At 61.0% G+C, this 25443-nt stretch carries 24 protein-coding genes; 8 read left to right on the top strand and 16 right to left on the bottom strand.

Going from position 1 to position 25443, the window contains the following annotated elements; translation table 11 throughout:
• Positions 1–121 precede the first annotated feature (121 nt).
• The 9 genes from ACVDG9_RS21220 to ACVDG9_RS21180 form a co-directional block, all read right to left on the bottom strand.
• Positions 122–2023 carry a beta-galactosidase gene (locus tag ACVDG9_RS21220; protein WP_447238901.1) on the bottom strand — a complete coding sequence of 634 codons (1902 nt, stop codon included), beginning with the start codon at positions 2021–2023 and terminating at the stop codon, positions 122–124.
• Between the two features lie 175 nt (positions 2024–2198).
• The gene (locus ACVDG9_RS21215; protein ID WP_447238900.1) at positions 2199–3038 is read right to left on the bottom strand and encodes an SMP-30/gluconolactonase/LRE family protein; all 840 of its coding nucleotides are present in this window, start codon (positions 3036–3038) and stop codon (positions 2199–2201) included.
• A gap of 4 nt (positions 3039–3042) precedes the next feature.
• Entirely contained in the window at positions 3043–3657 is a 615-nt protein-coding gene (locus tag ACVDG9_RS21210) for a 2-dehydro-3-deoxy-6-phosphogalactonate aldolase (protein WP_075284225.1), read from the bottom strand.
• Complete coding sequence (locus tag ACVDG9_RS21205; RefSeq protein ID WP_075284226.1) at positions 3654–4574, bottom strand: 2-dehydro-3-deoxygalactonokinase; 921 nt, start codon at positions 4572–4574, stop codon at positions 3654–3656. Before ACVDG9_RS21205 ends, ACVDG9_RS21210 begins: the two co-directional genes overlap by 4 nt.
• On the bottom strand, positions 4571–5335 hold the full coding sequence (locus ACVDG9_RS21200) for an SDR family NAD(P)-dependent oxidoreductase (protein ID WP_447238899.1): 765 nt from the start codon (positions 5333–5335) through the stop codon (positions 4571–4573). Before ACVDG9_RS21200 ends, ACVDG9_RS21205 begins: the two co-directional genes overlap by 4 nt.
• Before the next feature lie 61 nt (positions 5336–5396).
• On the bottom strand, positions 5397–7472 hold the full coding sequence (locus ACVDG9_RS21195; protein WP_447238898.1) for an alpha-galactosidase: 2076 nt from the start codon (positions 7470–7472) through the stop codon (positions 5397–5399).
• On the bottom strand, positions 7469–8317 hold the full coding sequence (locus tag ACVDG9_RS21190; protein WP_023003019.1) for a carbohydrate ABC transporter permease: 849 nt from the start codon (positions 8315–8317) through the stop codon (positions 7469–7471). The genes ACVDG9_RS21195 and ACVDG9_RS21190 overlap by 4 nt, the downstream gene beginning before the upstream one ends.
• Before the next feature lies 1 nt (position 8318).
• Positions 8319–9236 (bottom strand): carbohydrate ABC transporter permease, encoded by a 918-nt coding sequence (locus ACVDG9_RS21185; protein ID WP_447238897.1) that lies wholly within the window; start codon positions 9234–9236, stop codon positions 8319–8321.
• Between the two features lie 87 nt (positions 9237–9323).
• A complete protein-coding gene (locus tag ACVDG9_RS21180) occupies positions 9324–10583 on the bottom strand; it encodes an ABC transporter substrate-binding protein (protein WP_152505586.1) in 1260 nt (419 codons plus the stop codon).
• Between the two features lie 118 nt (positions 10584–10701).
• Here ACVDG9_RS21180 and ACVDG9_RS21175 point away from each other — a divergent pair, with 118 nt between their 5' ends.
• The 8 genes from ACVDG9_RS21175 (at position 10702) to ACVDG9_RS21140 (ending at position 19007) form a co-directional block, all read left to right on the top strand.
• A complete protein-coding gene (locus ACVDG9_RS21175) occupies positions 10702–11490 on the top strand; it encodes an IclR family transcriptional regulator (RefSeq protein ID WP_055656799.1) in 789 nt (262 codons plus the stop codon).
• Positions 11491–11517: 27 nt separating this feature from the next.
• Positions 11518–12579: an ABC transporter ATP-binding protein gene (locus ACVDG9_RS21170; RefSeq protein ID WP_447238896.1), complete on the top strand. Its 1062-nt coding sequence runs from the start codon at positions 11518–11520 to the stop codon at positions 12577–12579.
• A gap of 684 nt (positions 12580–13263) precedes the next feature.
• Complete coding sequence (locus ACVDG9_RS21165; protein WP_023003024.1) at positions 13264–14463, top strand: substrate-binding domain-containing protein; 1200 nt, start codon at positions 13264–13266, stop codon at positions 14461–14463.
• A 143-nt stretch (positions 14464–14606) separates the two neighbouring features.
• Entirely contained in the window at positions 14607–15389 is a 783-nt protein-coding gene (locus ACVDG9_RS21160; protein ID WP_447239048.1) for an ABC transporter ATP-binding protein, read from the top strand.
• Positions 15389–16114: an ABC transporter ATP-binding protein gene (locus ACVDG9_RS21155; protein WP_447238895.1), complete on the top strand. Its 726-nt coding sequence runs from the start codon at positions 15389–15391 to the stop codon at positions 16112–16114. Before ACVDG9_RS21160 ends, ACVDG9_RS21155 begins: the two co-directional genes overlap by 1 nt.
• Positions 16111–17139, top strand: a complete 1029-nt coding sequence (locus ACVDG9_RS21150) for a branched-chain amino acid ABC transporter permease (protein ID WP_077291844.1) — start codon at positions 16111–16113, stop codon at positions 17137–17139. The genes ACVDG9_RS21155 and ACVDG9_RS21150 overlap by 4 nt, the downstream gene beginning before the upstream one ends.
• Positions 17140–17154: 15 nt before the next feature.
• A complete protein-coding gene (locus ACVDG9_RS21145) occupies positions 17155–18216 on the top strand; it encodes a branched-chain amino acid ABC transporter permease (RefSeq protein ID WP_206906640.1) in 1062 nt (353 codons plus the stop codon).
• A gap of 8 nt (positions 18217–18224) precedes the next feature.
• A complete protein-coding gene (locus tag ACVDG9_RS21140; RefSeq protein WP_447238894.1) occupies positions 18225–19007 on the top strand; it encodes an alpha/beta fold hydrolase in 783 nt (260 codons plus the stop codon).
• 45 nt (positions 19008–19052) lie between these two features.
• Here the strand turns inward: ACVDG9_RS21140 and ACVDG9_RS21135 are convergent, their stop codons facing one another.
• The 7 genes from ACVDG9_RS21135 to ACVDG9_RS21105 form a co-directional block, all read right to left on the bottom strand.
• Entirely contained in the window at positions 19053–19298 is a 246-nt protein-coding gene (locus ACVDG9_RS21135; RefSeq protein ID WP_447238893.1) for a hypothetical protein, read from the bottom strand.
• On the bottom strand, positions 19295–20056 hold the full coding sequence (locus ACVDG9_RS21130) for a hypothetical protein (protein WP_447238892.1): 762 nt from the start codon (positions 20054–20056) through the stop codon (positions 19295–19297). Before ACVDG9_RS21130 ends, ACVDG9_RS21135 begins: the two co-directional genes overlap by 4 nt.
• On the bottom strand, positions 20053–21120 hold the full coding sequence (locus ACVDG9_RS21125) for a Rieske 2Fe-2S domain-containing protein (RefSeq protein WP_447238891.1): 1068 nt from the start codon (positions 21118–21120) through the stop codon (positions 20053–20055). Before ACVDG9_RS21125 ends, ACVDG9_RS21130 begins: the two co-directional genes overlap by 4 nt.
• Positions 21117–21284 carry a hypothetical protein gene (locus tag ACVDG9_RS21120; protein ID WP_209170093.1) on the bottom strand — a complete coding sequence of 56 codons (168 nt, stop codon included), beginning with the start codon at positions 21282–21284 and terminating at the stop codon, positions 21117–21119. Before ACVDG9_RS21120 ends, ACVDG9_RS21125 begins: the two co-directional genes overlap by 4 nt.
• Entirely contained in the window at positions 21281–21502 is a 222-nt protein-coding gene (locus ACVDG9_RS21115; protein ID WP_062487206.1) for a hypothetical protein, read from the bottom strand. Before ACVDG9_RS21115 ends, ACVDG9_RS21120 begins: the two co-directional genes overlap by 4 nt.
• Before the next feature lie 293 nt (positions 21503–21795).
• Complete coding sequence (locus tag ACVDG9_RS21110; protein WP_447238890.1) at positions 21796–23772, bottom strand: thiamine pyrophosphate-binding protein; 1977 nt, start codon at positions 23770–23772, stop codon at positions 21796–21798.
• 30 nt (positions 23773–23802) lie between these two features.
• Positions 23803–25413 carry a glutamate synthase-related protein gene (locus ACVDG9_RS21105; RefSeq protein ID WP_447238889.1) on the bottom strand — a complete coding sequence of 537 codons (1611 nt, stop codon included), beginning with the start codon at positions 25411–25413 and terminating at the stop codon, positions 23803–23805.
• Positions 25414–25443 lie beyond the last annotated feature (30 nt).

The raw sequence follows: 25443 nt of genomic DNA, 5'->3' as shown, positions 1-25443 counted from the left end.
GCTCGACAGGCCCTTTTTTGCGGCGCTGTTTCGGCATGGATTGCAGGTACAAGCCCTGCAATCACGGGGAGGAGGAAGAGTTCGGTTATCTAACCACTCTCAGGGTAGAACCAACTTTGCCTTACAGCTTTTCGAACAACACCCCTGCAGCTTCGATCCGACCGGCAGGTGTGTCGGCAGGCTCGGCGCCGTAATTTGTCCAGATCCTCAGGCCATCGGTCACACGGCAGCGGGCGCCGCCGGCAAGGTCGAGCGTGTCGATCCCGGCTTCTTCGCACAGCATGGTGTAGAGGCGCTTCAGCACGGTTTCGTCACCCCAGCCGCCGACATAGACGAGATGTTCCTGGCGGTAGGCGGCGGGTTGGCCGTCTTCCAGTTCCAGGATGACTTCGCCAGCACCTTCCAGTTCCTCGCGGTAGCCGGTGAAGGCGCCGCCGCCCTTGAGCGGCATCGGCATATCTGGGCGCAGGCTTTCGACCCGTGAGACCGCAAGGTCAAGCCCGGGCATGTCTGGTGGCAATGGCACGGGAATGACCATGTCGGCGTTGCGGGCGGCTGTGCGTGGGCCCATCACCACCAGCGCTTCGGTTTCGGCAAGCACCTGTTTCAGGTCCTGCGGCACGTAGATCAGGCCAGGCAGGGCAATAATCTTGTAGCCGGAAAAGTCGCGGGTTTCGCCGCGCAGGATATCAATCGAAAGCCCGAGCTTGCGCAGCGCCTTGTAGGTGTCGAAAACAAGCTGGAAATAGGAAAGCCCCTTGCCGTGCGGCTGGGTGGTCCAGGCGAAATCCGCGTCATAGTCGAAGATCAGTGCAACAGGTGCCTGTGGGGCCGAGACGTCAGGCGCGTCGCGCAATTCGTCGGCGACCTTGCGGGCTTCGAGCAGTGCCGGTGCATCGGCATTGTCCGGGCGCAGCATGCCGGCATGCATCTGTTCCTGCGCGAAAGGCGCCTGTCGCCAACGGAAATAGCACACGGCCTCGGCCCCATGGGCATACGCCTCCCAGGCCCAAAGCCGCATCATGCCCGGCAGAGGAGCAGGATTGTGGGGGGCCCAGTTCACCGGTCCCGGCTGTTGTTCCATCACCCACCAGCGGCCCTTGCCAACGGCCCGGTAAAGATCGTGGTGGAAGGCCTGGAAGTCCGGATCGCCCTGGCGCATGAAGGCTCGCTGATGGGCGTCATTCGCGCCGACACGGTCTTCCAGAAAACCGAGCGGGTAGCTGTCCCATGTCGCGATCTCGAGATCGTCGCCGACCTTGAAGTGGTCGAAGTCCGTTACCCGGCCCATGTAGTTGTGGCTGATCGGTGCGCTGGAATGCGCCCGGATGATATCGACCTGACGCTTGTTGAAGGTAACCACCTGATCGGAGGAGAACCGCCGGAAAGCAAGCGTGTGCGAGGGGTTCGGTTCGGTTACGGTCAGGTTCGGCAGGTCGATCTCGTCAAAGGAGAGATACTCCATAGACCAGAACACGTTGCCCCAGGCGCGGTTGAGCGCCTCGATGGAGCCGTAGCGGCCCTTCAGCCAGATCCGGAACGCTTTTCGCGCAGCATCCGAATAGGAGAGAATCGTGTCGTGGCAGCCATATTCGTTGTCGGTCTGCCAGGCGGCGACATGCGGATTGTTGCCGTAGCGCTCGGCGACAAGCTTCACGATCCGGTCGCTCTCCTGCCGAAAGCCCTCGTGCGAAAAGCAGTAGTGGCGGCGGGAACCAAACTTGCGGGGATTGCCGTTGGCATCGACGGCGACCATGTCCGGATGCTTGTCGACAACCCAGCGCGGCGGCGTTGCGGTCGGTGTGCCGAGAACGACCTTCAACCCGGCACGGCCCAAGGTCTCGATGGCCCTGTCCAGCCACTCGAAGTGCAAGTCACCGGGGCGGGGCTCGAGGCGCGACCAGGCGAATTCACCGATGCGGATCCATGTCAGCCCGGTCTCGGCCATCCGGCGGGCATCAGCTTCCCAGATTTCTTCCGGCCAGTGTTCCGGATAATAGCAGGTGCCGAGAGTGCGTTTCATGATGGATGCTCACTGCTTGATGGTTCGGCAACGCTCATCCGGATGGTGAAGCGTTGCCACATGTTCCGTGTCATTCCCGCAAAGGCGGGGCCTGACAACCCTTTAAAGGTCCACTGAACTTGCATTTTGTCCCGGTGCTCCCAACACTTTGCCCGGGAGATGGACGGCGGCCCTGTTAGAGCAACACCCTGTGCTCGCTCTGTCCACGAACCTTCACTTGCGCGAAATAGGTCTTGCCTTCGTGCTCGCCAGTAAGACCTTCGGCGGCGGATGTGGCAAAGAGCGTCTGCAGATCCGCCCCGCCGAATGCCGGGCAGGAAATCTGTTTTGCAGGCATGGAAACGGCCTCGGCAAATTTCCCGTCCGCTGTATAGCGTGCAACGTGGTTCGCCCCCCAATGGGCGTTCCACAGGAATCCTTCGCTATCGACCACGGCGCCATCCGGATTGAACCCGTCGGCGGACAGATCGACGAACAGGGACGGCGCACCTGCTGGCCAGCCCTCGGCGTCCAGGGCGACCTTCTGAATGGTCAGGGTGTCGGTGTCGGCGAAATAGGCTGTCCTGCCGTCCGGCGAAAAACAGATCGCGTTGGAAATGGTGATGTCGGAGAACAGCTTGCGCAGCTCTCCCTTGTAATAGCGGTAGATCGATCCGGCGTTCTTTTCGGCACCAAAGCCCATGGTGCCGATCCAGAAGCCTCCCTTGGGATCTGCCCTGCCGTCGTTGGACCGCGTGATTGCGTTGTCGGCCTCCAGATCGCAGATCTTTGCGGAGGCTTCCGTTTCCAGATTGAACAGGAACAGCTTTGAAGAGCTGGCGATCAGGAGTTCGGTCCGGCTGACCCAGCCTGCGGCAGAAACATATTCATCGAACTGCCAGGTCTTTTCCGTGCCGTTGTCACGGCTGAGCAGGCGCTTGTTGAGAATGTCGAACCAGAACAGCTGCTGGCGTTCGGGATGCCACAACGGGCCTTCGCCAAGGGTGCACTGGCGCTCGTCGAAAACTGTGCTCATGACATCACCTGCATGCTGCAACGGCCGCGTCGTAGGCGGCGACGATTTTTTCGGCCCGGTCGCTGACTTCGGCAACGCTGAAACCGGGTTTGAACAGAGCCGTTCCGATGCCGAAGCCGGCAGCCCCGGCCTTGATCCAGTCCCCGAAATTGTCCGGGCCGGCACCGCCCACGGCATAGGTCGCAGTGCCCTTCGGTAATACCGCCAGCATCGCCTTCAGTCCGTCCGGGCCGATGAGCGAGGCTGGAAAGAATTTGAGGCCATCTGCCCCGCTGCGCAGCGCCGTGAAGCACTCGCTTGGCGTCATCACACCGGGAAAAGAAGACATGCCTTCGGCTTTCGTCGTCTTGATGACATCCGGATTGCAGTCGGGCGATACGATCAGCGTGCCGCCGGCGTTCTTGACGTCGCGCACCTGTTCGGGCGCCAGTACGGTGCCTGCGCCGATCTCGGCGTTCGACGAAAAGGCCTTGGCCATGGCGGCAATGCTGACAAGCGGGTCCGGCGAGTTGAGCGGAACCTCGATACGAGTGATGCCGGCGGCAATCAGGCATTCGGTAACGGGCAGAGCCTCGTCCGGGGTCAGGCCGCGCAGGATGGCTATCAGGTTACGGCTCATGAATGCTCCGGTTCGTAGAAGGAATAGGCAAGGGTCAGGCCCTTCAAGGTGATGGTTTCCGCATCGAGCTGCCTTGAGGCATGGCCGAGATGCGTCAAGGCGCTGCGATAGGCACCGGCGATCTTGTCGCTGCCCAGCAGGGCCGTGTTACCAAGGTCGAAATCACGGCTGACAGCGGCCAGTTCGGCTCCGATCAGAAGCCCCGATAATCTGCCGCTTGCCTGTGCAGGGCCAAGGTCCGCGACAAGGCCTGCAGCGCGCACGCCGAAGAGATCGGCAGTCAGCGCTTCGGGCGCATTGAAACTGTGTTCGGCCGCTTCGGCAAAGGCTGTGCTGTCGAGGTCATCGGCGGAAAGGCCGTGCCGCAGGACGGAGTGTTTGGACAGAAGCGCGAAGGTCTCCCCTGTCATGAAGGTGCGGAACCGCTCAATTCGTCCGTCCTGGAGAGCGACCCATTTGGTGTGCGTTCCAGGCAGGCACAAGGTGCCGGTATATTTCTGATTATCCGCAAGGAACCCCGCGATCTGTGTTTCCTCGCCGCGCATGACATCGGGAGGGGTGAGCTGCTTGATGCCCGGCAGGATGCGCACGTCAAGGCGCGGGTCGGCTGCATCCACCCGGGTAGCGTTCCGGATCGACGGCGGCGCGCAGGGTACGGTCATGTAGGGAGCTTCGGCCCAACCCTGCCGGGACCCGGCCATGCCGCAGACGATCACAGGTGTGACCTCACCGTCCTTCAGGAGGTCAGCGATCAGTTCGATCAGAGCGGGTTCGAAATCCTGTTTCTCCAGTCGCCCCATGCCCTTTTCGGAGCTGCGATGGGCAAGGATGCCGCCGGCTTCGTCAAGCGCCCAGATGCGCAGATTGGTGGTGCCCCAATCCGCCGCGATCCAGGACGCTTTTGGATGTGTGTTCATCCCGTCACCACCACGCCGCCATCCACGACCAGCGCCTGTCCGGTCATCGCCTTGCTGGTTCTGGAGGCAAGGAAAAGCACCGGGTCAACCATGTCGTCCGGCTGCAGTTCAACCTTGAGACACTGCCGGTCGATGTGCGCTGCCAGACCTTCCGGCGTTACCCACATGTCCTTCTGCTTCTGGGTCAGGACCCAGCCGGGCGCAATTGCGTTGACGCGGATGTTCTCCGGGCCGAATTCCCGTGCGAGGCTGCGGGTCATGCCGTTGATGCCGGAATTCGCGGTCGTGTAGACCGGGTAGCCCGCATTGCCCATCATGTAGGAGATGGACGAGAAGTTGACGATGGAGCCACCGCCGGCCGCTCGCATGCCGGCAACCACATGCTGGCAGGCAAAGAAATAGGCTTTCAGGTTGATCGCCACGGACCAGTCCCAGAACGCCTCGTCAACCTCTTCGGTCTTGTGGCGTTTGTCGTTGGCGGCATTGTTGACCAGAACCGTGATCGGGCCATGGGCTTCTGCTGCCTGATCCAGGGCTGCCTTGAGGGCAGCCATGTCTGTGATGTCACAGGGCAGGTACAGCGGACGGCGGCCGAATTTCTGTTCCATCTCGTCGCAGAAGGGCGCTGCGTCGGAACGCTGCACAAAGGCGACCTTCGCCCCCTGCCGCAGAAAGCCCTCCGTCAGCGCCGCGCCAATGCCGGAGCCGCCACCGGTGATGAATACCGATGCGTTGTCGAGATCCGGGTATGTTGCGTACATGGCACTTCCTCAATTGTTTTGGCGGCCTAAGCCGAAATCGGTTCGTTTTGAGTAACGTTACTCAAAGACGTTCGCCTTCCACAACCCAGACGGTTTCAGGGAACCGCCAGGGGAGCGTGAGCCCGTGGGACATCAGATATTGTCCACTGGCTTCAAGGTCTTGATGTTTCAGGAGAGGCGCACCGCGGGACAGCCGGGGCGCTTCGTCCCGATTGACGAGAGATAGCCTGTATCTGCCTTGCGGGTCCAGACCGGTCAAGCGTAACGGACGCGGCAGGATCTGGTCACTTGGTCGCGTCAGCGCGGCAAACGCAACGAACCGGCTGCCGTCGCCGGCAAGCTGCTGTTCTGCGATCACGGCCGGATCGGCGCTGTCGAGCCGCAGGATATCGGCTTGCATCATCCAGCTCCGATTGGCTTTCCACCAGCTCGTGACATTGCGCAGCGTTTCGGCTTCGGCTTCTGTCAGCTCACGCGGGTCCATCTCGAAGCCCATGTGGCGTTGAGCCGCGGTCCAGGCGCGCAGACGAATGTCCATCGTCCGGCCGGAAGTATGGCAGTGACGGGGCCCGACGTGAGAGCCTGTTACCGAGGCTGGCAGGAACAGGGCGGCATCGTGCTGAATACGCTGGCGTTCCAGCGCATCGTTACTGTCCGAAAGCCAGACCCGGTGCGTGCGTTCCAGAACGCCGAAGTCGATCCGCCCGCCGCCGGACGAGCAGCTCTCGATCTCCACTGCCGGAAAATCGGACCGCAGACGGTCGACCAGCTCGTAAAAGCCTTCGGCCTGTTCGGCATCGACCACGGGCAGGATGCGGTTGTGGTCCCACTTGATGTAACTGATGTCGTTGTTTTTCAGGACATCGGCGATGTGGGCATAAAGATAGTCGCGAACCTCCTGGTTGGACACGTCCAGCACCAGTTGCTGGCGCCCGCGGATCTGGTCTGCGTGACCGAGCACCCAGTCGGGATGGGCGCGGCAGAGGTCACTGTCCTCGTTGACCATTTCCGGTTCGAACCAGATGCCGAACTCCATGCCGAGCGCCTTGATATGGTCGATCAGCGGGGTGAGGCCGTCCGGGTACTTGCGTTTGTCGATCACCCAGTCTCCCAGAGACGAGGTGTCGTCATCCCGGCGGCCAAACCAGCCGTCGTCCAGCACAAAGCGCTCGGCGCCCAGGCCCGCCGCTTGGGAGGCGATGGCTTTGAGTTCGTCGAGGTCGTGTTTGAAATAGACCGCTTCCCAGCAATTGTAGTGGACCGGGCGGGGAGTGCGGGCTCCCTGAACCACATGGTCGCGAACATGGCGCTGGAACCGAACGGCGGCACCGTTGAAGCCGGTGGCGGAATAGGTGGCGTAGAGCGGTGCGGTGACGAAGTGGCGTCCGCTGGAAAGGCTGGCAGTGGCGTGGCCGAACTGGACCTGGCGACGGCCATCGGCAAGTTCCTCGGCAACCATCTTGTGGCCCCCGGACCAGCCATAGTGAAACGCGAAAGCTTCACCGGCCGTGTTGGACGTTCCGGCATTGCAGACAACAAGCCCCGGGAAATGGGCGTGGTCCGTGCGGCCCGTGCGGTTGTCGCGGACACGGGCACCGGGCGCAAACGGCAGGCGGCGGGTCAGGAATTCCGCGCACCAGCGGCCGGAAAACTCGATCATCTCGCCAGTGTGAGCCGGGACCGGCAGAACCGGAGCCGCCAGCCAGTCGACCGTGATCTCATCGGCGCTTTCCAGCCGTGTCTGAAGCTTTAACAGGGAGGTTTCCGGTGTCAGGACGAGATCGAAGACGAGGCTGAGATCAAGGCTGTTGTCGGCAAAGACAAGCGTCAGGCCATGCTCCGAAGCGGCTTCGCTTTCGAACCGGAAACTGGGCATGAGCGGCGCGCCGGATGCGTTCCTTGCAGTCAGGCCGGTTTGCCCGGGGAAGCTTTCGGAGGCTTCCGGACACAGGCTCAGACCGGCGTTGCGGTCGACCATGCCACCGGTGACGTCGGCAAGTGCGGCTGCCGAAAGCGTCTCCAGGTTTTCGCCAGTGGGAAGGGCGGGCCCCCAGTAGACAGCTTCCGGCAATCGGTCGTCGAAGCTGGCCAGGACCAGGCTCTGTCTGTCATCTCCAAGATGCCAGCTGCGGATCATTTCACGGCTCCGAGTGTGAGGCCTGCAATAAAGTGGCGCTGCATCAGGAAGAACATGGCGACAGGCGGCAGGGCGGCCACGATGGAACCGGCGCTCATCAGGTGGTAGGCAGCACGATATTGCGCGTTGAAGGACGTGATGCCGGCGGTGACAGGCTGGCTTTCAACGCCCTGGGTCAGCACCACGGCCCAGAAGTAGTCGTTCCAGATAAAGGTGAAGATCAGCACCGACAGCGCGGCGATGGCCGGCTTCATCAGCGGTAGCACCACGTACCAGAAGATCCGCCATTCGGAGACGCCCTCAACGCGCGCGGCCTCTATCAGCTCAAACGGCAGGGCACGGATGAAGTTGCGCATGAAGAGTGTGCAGAAGCCGGTCTGGAAGGCGATGTGGAACAGAACCAGGCCGGTGATGGTGTTGTAGAGGCCCATCTGCAGGGTCAGGTCGCGCACCGGTACCATCAGGATCTGGAATGGCACGAAGTTGCCCGCCACGAACATGAAGAAGAGCCAGATATTGGCCTTGAACTTGTAGATGCCGAGGGCGAAGCCGGTCATGCACGAGAGGCCAACCGCGCCAATCACCGTTGGAATGGTGATCTTGAACGAGTTCAGCAAATACTGCGGCATGTCCGAGCCGGTGAAGACCAGCGCGTAGTTGGTGAAGCCTTCGAAGGATGACGGCCAGCCCCAGTAGTTGGCGTTGGCAAAATCCGAATCCGGCTTGACCGAAAAGATGGCGACCGCGATCAGCGGCAGCAGCCACAGGATCAGCGCCAGCGGAAGCAGCGTCTGATAGGTGATCTGCCAGGGGCGGGACGTGCGTTCGATCGGTGTCGGGAACATGTCAGCGCGCCTTTTCTTCTTTGTACATCGACCAGAGGAAGTAGGCGATGAAGGCCAGCATGATCAGGAACAGCACCACGGCAATGGCAGCGCCGTAGCCCATGCGGAAGCCGTATTCGGAGAGTGCGACCTCGAACATGTAGAAGCTGAGCACCCGGCTGGCGCCGAAGGGCCCGCCGTTGGTCATGACCGAAATCAGGTCGAAAGAGCGCAAAGCGCCGATGATGGTGACGACGAAGGCGATGAAGGTGGCCGGGCGAAGCTGCGGCACGATGATGTACCAGAGCATGCGCCAGCCCTTGGCGCCGTCGAGGCGTCCGGCCTCGATCTGCTCCGGATCAACCGCGTTGAGGCCGGTGAGATAGAGGATCATGCAATAGGCCGTCTGGGGCCAGAGGCCCGCGACGATGATGCCCACGGTGACCCAGTTCTCGTCCCCCAGCACGTTGAGCGGCGGCAGGCCGACCGCGCCGAGCAGAACGTTGAGGATGCCGAATGTCGGGTCGTAGAACCAGGTGAACACCAGGCCGACGACGACCTGGGAAATCACGAAGGGAAAGAAGAACAGGGATTTGTACAGCCGGATGCCGGTGACGGTCTGGTTCAGGAACAGCGCGATGAACAGACCGGCCGGAATGGCAAGCAGATAGAGCAGCAGCCAGATGACGTTGTTCTTCAGCGAGGTGTAGAACGCGTCATCCCAGTAGAGTTCCTCGTAATTGTAGAGCCCGACATATTCCGCCTGGCCCAAACCGTCCCACTCGTAGAGCGACAGGTTGAACGACTGGAAAATCGGAAAGATCACATAGAACAGGAAGAACAGGATCCCGGGAGCCAGGAACAGCCAGGGTGTCAACTGCTGCTGGTTGCGATACCACCAGGAACTCTGGCGGGTCTCGGCGACGGATGCTTGGGCCATTTTCGGAACTCTTCGTGAGTCGTCGGCGTATACCGGAAAAGAGGACAGGGAGCGGTTGCCCCCTGTCCGGTCATGCGAAGGCAGACCTTATTTGTAGATACGCTGTTGGGCGCGGTCCAAACGGTCCAGGATCTTGTCCAGGTTGTCCGGCTTGACCATGAATTCCTGCAGGCCTTCCATGGCAACCTTTGCCATTTCAGCCGGGGCATCGCGGTCGAAGAACTGGGCAACGCCGCCCGGGGAGTTCGTGGACAGCATCTCAAAGCCCTGTTCCAGGAACTTGTCCTGGTCCACGGACGACTTGGCGTTCACCGGGAGCTGGCCGAGGTGCTTGCCGTCGTTTATCCAGGTCTGGACGTCCGGCGAGACCGCGAACTTCAGGAATTCGCGCGCGTTTTCCTTGTTCTCGGCATTGGCCGGAATGTGGAAGGTATCGGTCGGCGCGTCTTCCGCCTTGGCGATGCCCGGCGTGATTTCCACGAACTGGTAGAAATCGATCTGGTCATCGGAAAGACCGGCTTCGCGCAGCGGTGCCACGGCGAAGTTGCCCATCAGGTAAGCGGCTGCATCGCCCTTGACCATGAACGGCAGAGCTTCCTGCCAGGAGTAGGTCTGATGGTTGTCGATGAAGGCGCCCATGTCGATGAGCTCGCGCCAGTTGGCGAAGGTCTTGCGGACTTCGTCGGACTTCCAGGACGCCTTGCCTGTGAGCAGGTCCATGTGGAAGTCGAAGCCGTTGGTGCGCATGTTCAGGTAGTCGAACCAGCCACCTGCGGTCCAGAGGAACTTGGTGCCGATCGTGTAGCACTTCTTGCCGGCATCGATGATCTTCTGGCAGTTCGCCTTTTCTTCTTCCCAGGTAGTGGGTTCGGACAGGCCAAGCTCGTCGAAGATGTCTTTGCGGTAGTAAACACCCCACTGATAGTAGGTGTAGGGCACGCCCCACTGCTTGCCGTCGATGGTCATCGCACCCTTGGTAGAGGCGAGGTTGTCGGCAATTGCCGGTTCCGCCCAAAGGTCGGACACATCCTCGAAAAGGCCGGCCTCCACGTAAGGCCGCATGCGGTTGGCCGCGTACCAGGTGGCAACGTCCGGCGCATTTGCCGTCAGGAAGTTGCGGATCTGGGTCTTGTAGGCTTCCCGGTCAATCACCGTCGTCTCGATGTTCAGCTCCGGGTTCTTCTCCTGGAACTGAGCGATCATCTCTTCCATGGTCGCACGCGGCGCCGGGTTCGATGTGTCGAGAAAGATTTTCAGATTGCCTGTCAGGCCGTCAGCAGAAGCTGCGCCCATCACGGCTGCCAACATGGCAAATGCCGCTACGGACGTTTTCAGCATGGAACGCATGGTGTCCTCCCTTTTGGTTCCATTATGTGAAACTTAGTTTTGTATATTGATACTTTGATGTGATGGCGATAAGTTGTCAACAGGCTCGACGACAAGAAACGGGCCGAAGGAGGAGCTCATGAACAAACAGGCGGGGTCATCGACAGGTGACGGCACGGTCGGCAAGGCGCTGGAAGTGCTGGACAAGGTTGCGGCTGTGGGCCGGCCCGTGCGCTTTTCCGAACTGCTTTCTGAAAGCACTCATCCCAAGGCGACGCTGTACCGGTTGCTGCAGACGCTGGTGAGCCAGGGCATGCTGGCTTACGACGAGCGCCAGCAGACCTATTCGCTGGGTATCCGCCTGGTGCGGCTGGCGCATGCGGCCTGGCGGCAAAGCTCCATCGCGCCGATTGCGCGGCCCTTCATCAACGCCTTGTCGGAAGCTGTCGGCGAAACGGTGCACCTGGCACAGCTTGACAGCGGGCAGGTGCTTTATGTCGACAAGAGAAACCCGACCAATGCCATCGACATGTTTTCGCAGGCCGGCAAGGTTGGTCCGGCCTATTGCACCGGGGTCGGCAAGGCCCTGATGGCCTTTCTGGAGCCTGCGGACCTCGATCACGTTTTGAAGAAGCAGTCGTTCTATCGCTACACCCCGGCAACGCTGGCCAGCGAAGCTGAACTGCGTGCAGACCTGGAAAAGATCCGCGAAGAGGGGCTGTCCTACGACCGCGAGGAACACGAGCCCGGCATCATCTGCATTGCAGCGCCGATCCTGTCGTCCAAGGGGCGCCCGGTTGGAGCGCTTTCCGTTACCACGTCCACGCAGCGCAAGAGCCTCGAACAGCTTCTGGAGGCACGGCCTGCATTGCTGGATACGGCCTCGAAGATCGCGGCGGCGGTCGAGGACTGGCAGTTCCCTGCCTAACAAGAATCCCAAGGGAGAGAGAATTACATGTCTGGCGTCACACTGACAAAAGCCGTCAAGAAATATGGCGACCTGGAAGTCATCCACGGAGTGGACCTTCAGATCGAGCATGGCGAATTCTGCGTTTTTGTCGGTCCGTCCGGCTGTGGCAAGTCCACCCTTCTGCGCATGATCGCCGGGCTGGAGGAAACGACCGACGGCAGGATCGAGATCGGTGACCGTGATGTGACCAAGTCAGACCCCGCGGAACGGGGCGTTGCCATGGTGTTCCAGACCTATGCGCTTTACCCGCATATGACGGTCGAGGAGAACATGGGCTTCGGGCTGAAGATGAACGGTCATCCGAAGGCCGAGATCCAGTCCAAGGTTGCCGAAGCCAGCCGCATCCTGAAGCTGGACCCTTATCTGAAGCGCAAGCCGAAGGCGCTTTCCGGCGGGCAGCGCCAGCGTGTTGCCATCGGCCGGGCCATCGTGCGTGGTCCGGAAGTGTTCCTGTTCGACGAACCGCTCTCCAACCTGGATGCCGAGCTGCGTGTCGACATGCGCGTGGAGATCGCCCGCCTGCACAAGGATATCGGCGCGACGATGATCTACGTGACGCACGACCAGGTCGAGGCGATGACGCTGGCGGACAAGATCGTGGTTCTGCGCGGTGGCAATATCGAACAGGTCGGCTCGCCGATGCAGCTCTATTCCGATCCGGACAACAGGTTCGTTGCCGGCTTCATCGGTTCCCCCAGCATGAATTTCGTGGAGGGTATTGCCGGGGAGGGGGCGGTCAGTGTTGCTGCGTTCGGCGGTGTTGCCGTGCCGACATCGGTCGCGCTGCCGGCCAAGGGCGAAAAGGTGCTGGTTGGTCTGCGCCCGCAGCATCTGAAAGTCTCGCCTGCGCAGGAAGGGGCGAAGGTCGATCTGTGCGAGCAGCTTGGCGGTGTCGCCTATTCCTATCTCATCTGCCCAACGGGCGAGCGTGTGATCGTGGAAACCAAGGGTGAGGATGCGCCTGTTTCTGATGGAACTGTCGCCATCGACTTCGACCCGGCTTCGGCGCTGTTCTTCGATGCGAAGACGGAACAGCGGCTGAGGTAGTCTCGCCGAGGCGACTGGTCCAGGCGGCCCGCCTTCCGCGCGTCATTGCGGACAAGTGAGGCAACGTCGATCCGGAATCAGGCTATCAGCCGTGCCATTGGCGCGTCTCCTCGTACGAAAAAGAGTTCGCTACACGCACGCAGATGCGCTGGATTCCGGATCTGCACGCAGCTTGTGCTGCGCTTGTCCGGAATGACTGTGGGTAACCGTTGAAGGTCTTGTCCTCGAGGGGCTGGCAACACGGATTGCGCAGGGGGCTGAGAACACCTTTCCACTTATGCCGGGACGCAGGGCATCTGGTCTGCGGGTCACTTGCATTGCATTCGTCTAGTGGGCGGGTCTGTTTTTTTGACGATTTTGGCGGCTCTCCTGTCAGAGCCGATCTTTTCCCTCTGTCATCATCATCCTTCAGACAGTCTTTATCACATGACTGTCTGGCATTGCGCTGCCGCTCTTGTTGCCGTGTCTTTGCAGGACCGGGCTGCATTCATCTGTCATGAGCTCGTGTTACGCTAACTGACGACCCGCCCGGAAAGGCGGCCACTTCGAACACGTATCTTGCCTTGACATGAATACTGATTCATGTGTCATATATTCCAGCGTCAGGCGATGATGTTACCCTGTGGAGGCCGTGGGAGCGGCCGTGCAGGTTTGCCGGCCTTTCGCGCAACGGGAGGAGAATTCATGACGAAACGCGTTTTCCGCTGGGCCGTGCCGCTTTTGGCTGGCATCAGCGTGGCGGCTGCCGGGATTGCCGGTGCCCAGGCCGACGATATCAAGATCGCCCATGTCTACGGCAAGACCGGTGCCCTGGAGGCTTATGCGAAGCAGTCGCATACCGGCCTGATGATGGGTCTCGAATATGCCACCGACGGCACCATGGAAATCGACGGCCGCAAGATCGTGGTCATCGAGAAGGACACCCAGCTGAAGCCGGATATCGGCAAGGCCGCGCTGGCGGAAGCCTATGGTGACGATGAAGTCGATATTGCTGTCGGCCCCGTCTCCTCCGGCGTTGCGCTGGCCATGCTGCCGGTCGCCGAAGAATACGAGAAGGTGCTTCTGGTGGAGCCGGCGGTTGCCGACAGCATCACCGGCGAGAACTGGAACCGCTACATCTTCCGCACCGCGCGCAACTCGTCCCAGGACGCGATCGCCAACGCTGTCGCACTGGGGCAGGAAGGCGTCTCCATCGCGACGCTCGCACAGGACTATGCGTTCGGACGTGACGGCGTCGCCGCTTTCAAGGAAGCGCTGGAAGGCACGGGTGCCAAATTGGTGTTCGAGGAATATGCGCCGACCGATACCAAGGATTTCACAGCCAACGCGCAGCGAGTCTTTGATGCCCTGAAGGATGAGCCGGGCCGCAAGTTCCTGTTCGTGATCTGGGCCGGTGGCGGCAATCCGATCAGCAAGATCAAGGCAATGGAGCCGGAGCGCTTTGGTGTCGAGATCGCCACGGGCGGCAACATCCTGGCGGCCATGGCGGCCTACAAGGAGCTGCCGGGCATGGAAGGCGCGACTTACTATTACTACGAGATCCCGAAGAACCCGGTGAACGACTGGCTGGTGGCCGAACACCAGAAGCGCTTCAATGCGCCGCCGGACTTCTTCACCGCGGGTGGCATGTCTTCCGGCATTGCCATTGTCGAGGCCATCCGCAAGGCCGGGTCCACGGAGACCGAAGACCTGATCACTGCCATGGAAGGCATGGAGTTCGAAACGCCAAAGGGCAAGATGATGTTCCGGGCGGAAGATCACCAGGCTCTGCAGTCGATGTATCACTTCAAGATCAAGGTCGACCCGGATGTCGAATGGGGCATCCCGGAGCTGGTGCGCGAGTTGACAATCGAGGACATGAACATCCCGGTGCGCAACCAGTAAGCCGAATGAAGACGCGGCGGAGCCTTCAGCTTCGCCCGCGTGGCCCCAAGACCTTTAAGTTTGCCCGGCTGGTGGGAAACCCGTCCGGCCGGGCACTCATCCGATACAGTTTTCGCGACAAATCAAGCCTGGGAACGCGCATCGTGGCCAAGGAACACCCGATTCTGGAAACGAGGGACCTGACCATTCGCTTCGGCGGTCATGTGGCGGTCGATCACGTTTCCTGCGCCTTCGAGCGAGGCACCCTGACGGCGATCGTTGGGCCGAACGGCGCGGGCAAGACCACCTATTTCAACCTGATCTCCGGTCAGCTGGCAGCGACCTCCGGGGCTGTGCTGCTCAACGGCGAGACCATCACCCGACTGTCGGTGCCTGAACGCACCGACAGGGGTATCGGCCGGGCGTTCCAGCTGACCAATCTCTTTCCGACCCTGAGCGTGCGCGAAAACGTGCGGCTTGTAGCTCAGGCGAAGGCACGCAAGGGGTTCGATCTCTTCACCGTTGCAGAAAGCCATGTGGAACTTCTGGAGCGGGCAGACCACGTGCTGGCGGAGGTTCGGCTGATCGATCAGGCCGAACAGACCGTTTCCGCTCTGCCCCATGGTGACCAGCGCAAGCTTGAGGTGGCGCTGCTGATCGCGCTTGGGCCCCAGGTGCTCATGTTCGACGAGCCGACCGCCGGAATGAGCGTCGACGAAGTGCCGGTGATCCTGGAGCTGATCCAGAAATTGAAGAGCGACATGGACCGGACGATCCTGCTGGTGGAGCACAAGATGGATGTCATTCGCACCCTGGCCGACCGTATCATCGTTCTGCACAACGGGGCGCTGGTGGCCGATGGAGAACCCTCGGAAGTGATTGCCCTGCCGATCGTGCAGGAGGCTTATCTCGGCAAGGCACCGGCTCCCTCCGGGGAGGCTGCGTGATGGCGGAAAATCTGCTCACCCTTTCCGGAGTGCACACCCATATCGGCCCTTACCACATCCTGCAGGGTGTGGACCTCGCAGTGCCTGAAGGTGGGGTGACCGTTCTGCTCGGCCGCAACGGCGCGGGCAAGACCACAACGTTACGCACCATCATGGGGCTTTGGACGGCCAGCCTGGGCGATATCCGGTTTGGCGATCATGTCATCACCAGATTGTCGACGCCTGAAATTTCCCGCAGGGGAATTGCCTTCGTGCCGGAAGACATGGGCATCTTCACCGATCTGACAGTTGCCGAAAACATGATCCTGGCCGCTGCCAACGGGCCGATGGACCAAAAGCGCCTTGCCTGGATCAAGGAGTTGTTTCCACCGATCGGCAGCTTCTGGAATTCCTCCGCAGGAACGCTGTCCGGTGGTCAGAAGCAGATGCTGTCCGTGGCGCGGGCGATCATCGAGCCGCGTCGGCTGATCCTGATCGACGAGCCGACAAAAGGTCTCGCACCGGCGATCATCAAGGCGATGACCGATGCGCTGAAGGAACTGAAGGAAACCGATACCACCATACTGCTGGTGGAGCAGAATTTCGCCATGGCATCCAGCATCGGCGACACGGTCGCGGTGATGGACGATGGTCACATCATTCATTCCGGCCGCATGGACGAACTGGTGGCGGATGTCGCCTTGCAGGAAAAACTCATGGGACTGAGCCTGGAGGCGCATCAATGAGCGAGACGGCGATCAAACCGCGGATCGAGAAGATCCCGCTGAAGGAACAGCTTGCCCAGAAACTGCCGGTGCTGCTGGTGCCGGTGCTGGCTGCCGTCGGGCTCATTGCCATCGGCAATCCGGCGAGCTGGCTGACACTGACGGTGGCCGGGCTGGCCATGGGCATGATGATCTTCATCATGGCGTCGGGATTGACGGTGGTCTTCGGGCTGATGGACGTGATCAACTTCGGCCATGGCGCCTTTGTTGCCGTCGGCGCCTTCGTCGGCTTCACGGTTCTGGCCTGGCTGGCCGGCTGGACGGCTTCGCCAAGCGTCTTCATGAATCTCTCCGCCGTGCTGATTGCCATCCTTGCGGCCATGCTCGTCACCGGCCTTCTCGGTCTTGCCTTCGAGCGGGTGATCGTGATGCCGGTCTACGGCGAACATCTGAAGCAGATCCTTGTCACCATGGGCGGGCTGATCGTGGCCCAGCAGATGATCTACGTGGTCTGGGGGCCGGACGAGCTGCATATGTCCCGCCCGGAAGCCTTGCAGGGATCGCTGGTGATCGGCGAAGCAGCCATCGAGAAATACCGCCTGGTGGCGGTCGGCATCGGCCTCGCGCTGTTCATCGGCATGCGCCATATCCTGAAGAACACCAAGATCGGTCTGCTGGTGCGCGCCGGGGTGGAGAACGGCGAGATGGTGGAAGCGCTCGGCTACCGCATCCGCCGGCTGTTCCTGATCGTGTTCATGACCGGGTCGGCGCTGGCCGGGCTTGGGGGCGTCATGTGGGGCCTCTATCAGGAAACGATTACTGCACACATGGGCTCGGAGATCATGGTGCTGGTGTTCATCGTGGTGATCATCGGCGGCCTTGGCTCGGTCGAGGGCTGTTTCATCGGCGCCATGTTGGTGGGACTGCTTGCAAACTACACGGCCTTCCTGGCGCCGAAAGTAGCGCTGATCTCGACCATCGCGCTGATGGTCGCGGTGCTGATGTGGCGGCCGCAGGGCCTTTATCCGGTGGTCAAGGCGAAGTAGGGACGGAACAAGATCATGCTGACCAGACTTCTTTCCGGCGACACGCCGCGCAGCGGCCTTCTGACGGCGCTGCTGCTGATCGTGTTGATCTCGCTCGCCTTTGCACCGTTTCTCTTTCCCGGCACCAAGTCGCTGGAGACAGCCGCACGGATCTGCATCTTCATCGTGCTGGTGGCAAGTTACGACCTGCTGCTGGGCTATGCCGGTATCGTTTCCTTCGCCCACACCATGTTCTTCGGCATCGGCGCCTATGGGACCGCGCTTGCCTTGTCCACCACCGGGCCGAACTACGGTTCGCTGATCTGGGGCACGGCGGCGGGCGCGGGGGTTGCGGCCCTGTTCGCGCTGGCCATCGGGCTGTTCTCGCTTCGGGTGAAGGCGATCTTCTTCGCCATGGTGACGCTGGCGGTCGCAAGCGCCTTTGCGGTGCTGGTGTCGCAGATGTCCTGGCTAACAGGCGGTGAGGATGGGCTCAACTACAAGATCCCGCGCGAACTGACGCCCGCCTTCAAGCTTATCAAGGCGAAGGTGTTCGACGTCAGCATCAATGGCAAGATCCTGGCCTATTACCTGGTGTTCTTCGCCGCCGCGATCCTGTTCCTTATCATGCTGCGCATCGTCAATTCGCCGTTCGGCCGCACGCTGAAGGCGGTTCGCGACAATGCCTTCCGGGCGGAGGCGATCGGTTACCGCGTGGTCTGGTATCGCACCACGGCCACCGTTCTGTCGGCAGTCATGGCAGCGCTTGCAGGCTCTCTTCTGGCCATCTGGCTGCGCTACACCGGCCCGGCAACAACGCTCTCCATGGAGATCATGATCGACATTCTGCTGATGGTCGTGATAGGGGGCATGGGCACGCTTTACGGGGCCGTGCTCGGGGCAACCCTGTTCATTCTGGCGCAGACCTATCTGCAGAACCTGATGGGTGTTGCTGCAGAAGCAACCAGCGCGGTGCCGGTGTTCTCGACGCTGGTGGCGCCGGAACGCTGGCTGTTGTGGCTGGGTGTTCTCTTCATTCTGTCGGTCTATTTTTTCCCGACGGGCATTGTCGGACGGCTACGGGCGGGGCGTGCGTGAGCGGGAATATGCTGCATATCCGCGACGAGGGAACGGGCAGACCGCTGGTGCTGATCCACGGCTGGTCTTGTCCGGGCCGGTTCTTCGAAGGCCAGATCGGGGCTCTGAAAACTGACGCCCGTTGCATTGTTCCGGATCTGCCGGGCCACGGTAAAACAGCGGGCCGGTTGCCATTGACCATCGAGGCAGCAGCCGATGCGGTTCATGCAGCTTTGGCCGAGCGCGAACTAACTGAAGTAATCCTCTGCGGTTGGTCGATGGGAGCGTTGGTTTCCTATGCAATGATCGAGCGGCACGGCGCCGACAGGATCTCGCAGTTCGTTGCCATTGACATGACGCCGAAGGTTCTGAACGACCCCGACTGGCAGAACGGAACGCTGAACGGCCTCAATGCCGAACTCAACGACCATTTCCTGAATGCCATTGTGGCGGATTGGGCCAAACTGCCGGCCCGGATCGCGAGACGACTGTTCGCCGAAGGCCTGCCCGTGCCGGAGTGCGTTGCGGAGCTAGCCCGCAAAGAGATTGCTGCAGCCGATCCTGTGCTCTTGAAGCCGATGTGGTCGTCGCTCACCGCGCAGGATTTCCGCCTGCTTTTGAAAGCCTTTCCCGTGCCGTTTCATCTGGTGGCGGGTCTGCGCAGCCAGCTTTACGGCCCGGGTGTCCATCGCTGGCACGCGGACAATGTTCCGGATTTCCATTTCCATGGCTTTGAAGCGTCGGGCCACGCGCCGCACATGGAAGAGCCGGACAAGTTCAACAGCCTGCTGCGGAACCTGGTGAAGGGCTGAGGTGCACAAACTTGGCTTTTTGGGACGGCCATCCTGACCGTTTCCTCAGTGTCCGCCGCCCAGCTTCGCCTTCACGAATTCAATGATCCGGTCCAGGATGCTCAAAACCAGGAACACGGCGAGCAGGCCGACGAAGAAGCGGAGGTCGCGCAGCAACGTGCCGGGGGCAAAATCCTGGACGCTGCTGTTGGCGTAGGTCCACACAGCCCAGGCGATCCCGGCGAGGAGTGCTGTCATCACCAGCGAGATCACGATGGTCTGCCAGAGAGGCTTTTGTGGCTGGTCGCTCATTTCAGCACCCTGGCGGTCAGAAGGTCTGCCTTGAACACCATCAGGTCGTCCAGCTGTTCGACCTCGCCTTCGACCTCGATGAATAGCGCCAGCAGCGGATCGATGGCCTCGCCAAGAAGCTGGCCGTCCTTGCCTGCCAGAAGAAAGAAATTGCGTCCCTCGACCGGTCCGGACGAGACGAAGACCGGGGGAATGCCGCCGGTCAGGCAAAGGTCCGCGCAGGCCTTGTGCGCAAGGCCCCGGCCCGGGCGCATGGCGCCCGCATAGCACTTGCCGTCGCAGATTTCACCGGTCAGTTTCCAGCGTCCCAGCGAGACGGGTTCGGATGGGGTGAAGCCGGGTGTATCCTCCGTTGCAGGTTCTACCTGTCCCACCTGGATCATTGTCAGATCGCCGCGGTTGACCGGCACTCCACGCAAGGTCACCGGCATCTCGCGATTGGCTTCTGCCTGTTCAAAGACACCGCGTTTGCCCTGGCCTGCCAGCATGTAGGTGCGGGCAGGGGTGTCGCCATCAGCCGGAATGCGGAACACCGGATAGGGCCGGAGTTCAAACAGGCCTGTTTGCTCGAACCTGTTGCCCCACTGAAACGTGCCGCTGCCCGGATCGTTCTGGGTGGTGGACAGGGCGAAGGCTGCAAGGCCCAGTCCCGCGACAAAACACAGGGAGAAGACCCCGAGAAAGGCCACCAGCGGCTTCGGCACCTTGTTGAGATAGCCGACGAAAAACGGCGCCGCCTTGGTTTGTTTCCAGCTCATGACGCACCTCCGATCACGACCGGCTCGACATAGGTGCCGGGTGGCAGAGCGTTGGGATCGAGAAGGACGGTGGAGCCGACCAGCTTCAGCTTGTAGGTGGCGATCTTCTCGGTGAAGGGCGCGGGTGCTCGACCGTCGGCCAGATTGTATTGATATCCGTGCCAGGGGCAGGTGATGCAACCCCACAGCACCTTGCCTTCGCCAAGCGGACCGTTCTGGTGGGCGCAGACATTGGTGACAGCTGACAGCTTACCGTCATACTTGAAGATTGCGACACGCTCCTCTTCGCTCAGGGTCACGACCTTGGCGCATTTGTCGTCGATTTCGTCCACCTCTCCGGCGACGACCCAGCCGGCTTCTTCCAGTGAAGCCTTTGCCGTGGCATCGCCTTTTTCCCGATTGGCCTCCAGGCGTCCGCTTGCAAAGTGAAGACCGCAGACCATGACAACGCTTGCCGCAACCATGCTGGTGAAGATGGGATCGGACGGGCCTTGCAGCGCGCCGAGCGCGACATGCAACACCACGAAGGCGTAGGCGGCATAGATGAACATGTGCAGCGCCTTCCAGATCGGCGCTCCCAGAAAGCTGAGCCAGAAATCATGGCTGGTGGCAGCCAGTACGAACAGGATCAGGAGAGCAGCGATACCGAAAGCCTCGAAGGGAAAGCCGATCACCTGCCCGTAGCTTGTGTTGGACGACAGTAACGCGACATAGCTGTCTGTCGGTGAGAAGTTGAAATACCAGCCAAGCACATAGTTGGCGTGAACGGCGGCAATACCGGCGGTCATCACGCCGAAATGGCGGCGGTTATAAAGCAGCGGCAGAAAGCGCCGGTCGAGCCGTGCCAGCGGCCCGATGCACAGGATCACCGTCAGCATCAGGAAGGCACAACTGCCGAAGGCACGCATCCTCAGGATGGCACCGTCGATTGGCCGGGTGATATCCTCATGGAACGGCCCGACACGAATGAAGATGTAAAGATAAAGCGCAACGGCAATCAGCAGGATGGCATCATAGACCATCTTGTTGCGATTCCAGATCACCGGTGTGTATTGCACGCTCATTGGCTTGCCTCCCCGGAGCTTTCCACCGGAGCTTCAATCAGCACAGCCGGTCTGTCCGTGGGGGGCGACTGACGCATCGCCAGAATGGTGAAGAAGACCAGCGGCAGGAGCAGGCCGAGGACGGTCCAGATACGGGCATGGGCTTTGCGATGTGCACGTTTCACCGGCCAGCCTCCCCATGCTTTTCAAGCACGTACCAACGATAGAGCACCAGCGGCCAGATCAGGCAGATACCTGGAATGAGCAAGGGCCGGAAGACATGAGACCCGCGTGCGGATGGCTCCACCCGGTCGATGCCGATGACAAGAAAGAGTGCCGCGACCAGCCCGCCGGCCATGAGATAGTATTTTCCGATGTCGATCAGAATGGCTGCTGTTTGCAAGTGGACCCCCGCCAGGTCTGGATGTGATTGGTGTCAGCTTAGCTCATTACGAAGCATTGCCAACGGTCTCTTCAATTCTTCCGGTCCGAGTTGGCCGCTCTTCTCTTCTCACCCCGTCATTGCAGCGCTCGACCCTGCAATCCATGCCGTTTCCGTGCCTTGAGCGAGGTCCGTCATGTCGAACCGCAATGGCATGGATCCCATGGTCGAGCCATGGGATGACGGAGGAGGAGGTGTAGCTCGAGTGGCCTTGCCGCGTAAAAGGAGCGATTGAGACCTTGTCACGGTTTCCATCACACCAGATCCGCATCGGTAATGATTTCCACCAGTGACGGACCGTCGTGAGCGATCGCATCGGCGATGGCGTCTTTCAGCTCGGCGGGGTCGGTCACCCGGTGGCCGTGACCACCGCACAGGCGCGCGAAAGCGGCGAAGGACGGGTTGGTGAGGTTCGTTTCCCAGACCGGCCATTCGCCCGAGCGCTGCTCCTTGGAGATCTTGCCGAGCTCGGAATTGTTCAAAAGGATATGGGTTATATCCATTCCGTATTTGACGGCCGTGGTGAACTCCATGGCGTATTGACCAAAACCTCCGTCACCGGAAATCGAGATCACCTTGCGGCCCCGGAATTCCTCGAAATCCTGGGTCGCGCTCCAGGCACCCAGGGCCGCGGGCAGGCTGAAGCCGATGGAGCCGAGATAGCCGGACATCAGGATACGCTGTCCGCAAGGCTCAAAATACCGACCGAAGGAATAGGTGTTGTTGCCGACGTCGACCGGGATGATCGCGTCCGGTGGGCACAGATCGCTCAAAGCCTTGAAAACGGCCGCCGAGTGAATGCCCCTGCCGCCGTCCTCGGAAAGACGAAGGTCCTTTTCCGCGCGCCAGATTGTCCAGCGTTCCACCAGCTCGCTCGCCTGGTCGGGGGCATCTGCCGGTTTCAGCACCTGATCGACAATGGCTTCGCAGAAGGTGCCGATCTCGCCCCAGACAGGCAGGGTCACGGGATGGAACTTGCCAAGCTGCATGCGCTCGAAATCTACCTGGATGATGGTCTTGTAGGGGGCGATGCCTGTGTGGTTGGCAAAGGAAGACCCGAGCGAGACGATCAGATCCGCCTCGTTCATGAACCAGCTCGCAATCGGGGTCCCGGAGCGGCCAAGAACACCGGCCGCCAGTGGGTGGGTGTCCGGGATCAGGCCCTTGCCCTTGAAAGTGGTCAGGACCGGTGCGCCGAGCTTTTCGGCAAGCGCGACGACCTTGTCGCGAACATCCTTGGCGCCGTAGCCAAGCACAATGACCGGGCGTTTCGCTGCGTTGATCATCTCAACGGCCTTTGCGAGATCCTCGCCGGAGGGCGTGATGCCGGTTCCGCCGAGGCGGCCTTCGGGTTTGCCTGCCTCCTTGCTGCTCGGGTTGGTCTGGACGTCGTCGGGGAAAATGAGATTGGCGACATCCCGTTCCACCAGCGCGGTTTTCAAGGCCAGCGACATCAGTTCGGCATGGTTGGAGCTGCTGAGTACCGGCTGGGAAAACTTCGAGACAGCTTCGAACGCGGATTTGAGATCAATGTCCTGAAAGGCCCCCGGGCCGAACACCTGGGTCTGCACCTGGCCGGTGAGGGCCAGAACCGGTGACCGGTCGACCTTGGCGTCCCAGAGGCCGGTCAGAAGGTTGGTTGCGCCGGGGCCGGCAATGGTGAGGCAGGCTGCCGGTTTGCCTGTCAGCTTGCCATAGGCGGAGGCAGCGAAGGCGGCCGCGCCCTCGTGGCGAATGCCGATATAGCCCAAGGCGCCCTTGTCGACCTGACGGCGTATTGCATCGGCAAGACCGAGGTTGGAGTGGCCGACCATGCCGAAGACACGCTTGACGCCCCAGTTGACCATGGTTTCGGCCATGACGTCGGTCACCGTGCGTTCATGGGGCGGCTCCGGGTCCAGGCCGATGTAGATCTCGTCACCGTCGATCCTGAGGGGATAGAGCTTCTGGCCGCTGTCTTCGTGACCGCCGGGAGGCGTGCCCGTCAGCGGATCGAAATCCCAGCCGTGCCAGGGGCAACGGATCCAGCATTTTCCGTCCGACCCCTTCTCGATGGAACCTTCCCCGAGCGGGCCGCGCTGATGCGGGCAATGATTGTCCATCGCCGCCCACTGGCCTTCGAAATGCGACAGGCATATCGAGGTTGTTCGCGCGGTGACCGTTTTCACCCGGCCTTCGGGCAGGTCTTTGACGTGCCCAACCTTGATCCAGTCGAGATCCTGAGCGTCCATTGGTCTTCCTCCCTTAAACGTCGCGATCGGTCACGCGATGCCGCCATAGGCAACGCCGGATAGCTCGGCCATTTCCCGTTTCCAGGTCGTCAGGTCTTCCAGGGTGAACTGGCTCAGGTGAGAATGGCCGCAGGCCCTTGCCATCACCTGCATCAGTTCAACCGATGCTTCGAAGAAGTTGGTCAGCTGGCGGGCGGATTTCTCGATTTCCAGCCGATTGACCAGATGCGGTTTCTGGGTGGCGATCCCGACCGGGCAATTGTTGGTGTGGCAGGCTCGCATGGCGATACAGCCGATGGCCTGCATGGCCGAATTGGAAAGCGCGACCGCGTCGGCACCGAGCGCCAGGGCCTTGATGAAATCGGCCGGTTTGCGCAGGCCGCCTGTGATGATCAACGTGATGTCTGGCCGTTCCGACGTGTCGAGGTGCCTCCGGGCGCGGGCAAGCGCGGGAATGGTCGGAACGGAGATGTTGTCGCGGAAGATGATCGGTGCTGCCCCGGTGCCGCCGCCACGGCCATCAAGGATGATGTAGTCGACACCCAACTCCAACGCCGCGTCGATGTCCTTTTCGACGTGCTGGGCCGACAGCTTGTAACCGATCGGGATGCCGCCGGTGCGGGTGCGGACCTCGTCGGCGAAATCCTTTATCTGGGATCGATCTGTCCAGTCCGGAAAGCGGGGCGGCGAGATCGCATCTTCGCCTTCCTTGAGGCCGCGGACCTCGGCAATCTTGCCCTTGACCTTGGCACCGGGCAGATGCCCACCCGTGCCGGTCTTGGCCCCCTGACCGCCCTTGAAGTGAAACGCCTGAACCTTGTCGAGCTTGTCCCACGCAAAACCGAAACGGGCCGAGGCAAGTTCATAGAAATACCTTGAATTGGCCTGTTGTTCTTCCGGTAGCATGCCGCCTTCGCCGGAGCAGATGCCGGTTCCGGCAAGGTCTGCGCCTCTGGCAAGGGCAATCTTGGCCGGCTCCGACAGGGCGCCAAAGCTCATGTCGGAAACCAGCAACGGGATTTTCAGTTTCAGCGGTTTCTGCGCGTTCGGCCCGACAACAACGTCGGTGCCGACCGGTTCGTCCTCCAGAAGCGGGAATTTCTGCAGCTGGGCCGTCAGGATCTGGATATCGTCCCAGTCGGGCAACTGGTTGCGCGGCACGCCCATGGCGTCGACGCGGCCATGATGACCTGTCTTTTTAAGACCGTCGCGGGCGTATTGCTGGATCAGGCCGTTGTAAGGTTCTTCCTCTGTGCCGTGGCTGGTGTCGGCATAAAGGCCGAGGTAGCTGTTGCGGTTGAACGGCTGCGGATGCTCCCGAGCCCAGGTGGCGACCTCGTCCTCGTCGACCAGGATATCGTCGCCTTCCACCCAGCTCTTGAATTTCGGCAGGGCCTCGGAGTTGTTGTATTCGGAGACGCCGCTGTCGAGCCGGTAATCCCAGTAATGAACGCCGCAGATGAGGTTGTTGCCGCTGACATAGCCATCGGACATGAGCGCGCCGCGATGCAGGCAGCGGCCGTAGAAGACGGAGATGTCGTCGTCGAAGCGAACAACCACAAGGTCAACATCTGCGACGAGGGCATAGGTCGGTTTTCTGTCCGGCAATTCGCTGAGTTTGGCAACAACCTGTTTTGTCATGTCTTCCCCCGGCTACTGGCGATATGCGCC

It is taken from the genome of Roseibium sp. RP-7, assembly GCF_053005225.1.
Note: the sequence above shows the minus strand (reverse complement) of the source record. Positions and strands in the feature narration are given on the sequence as shown.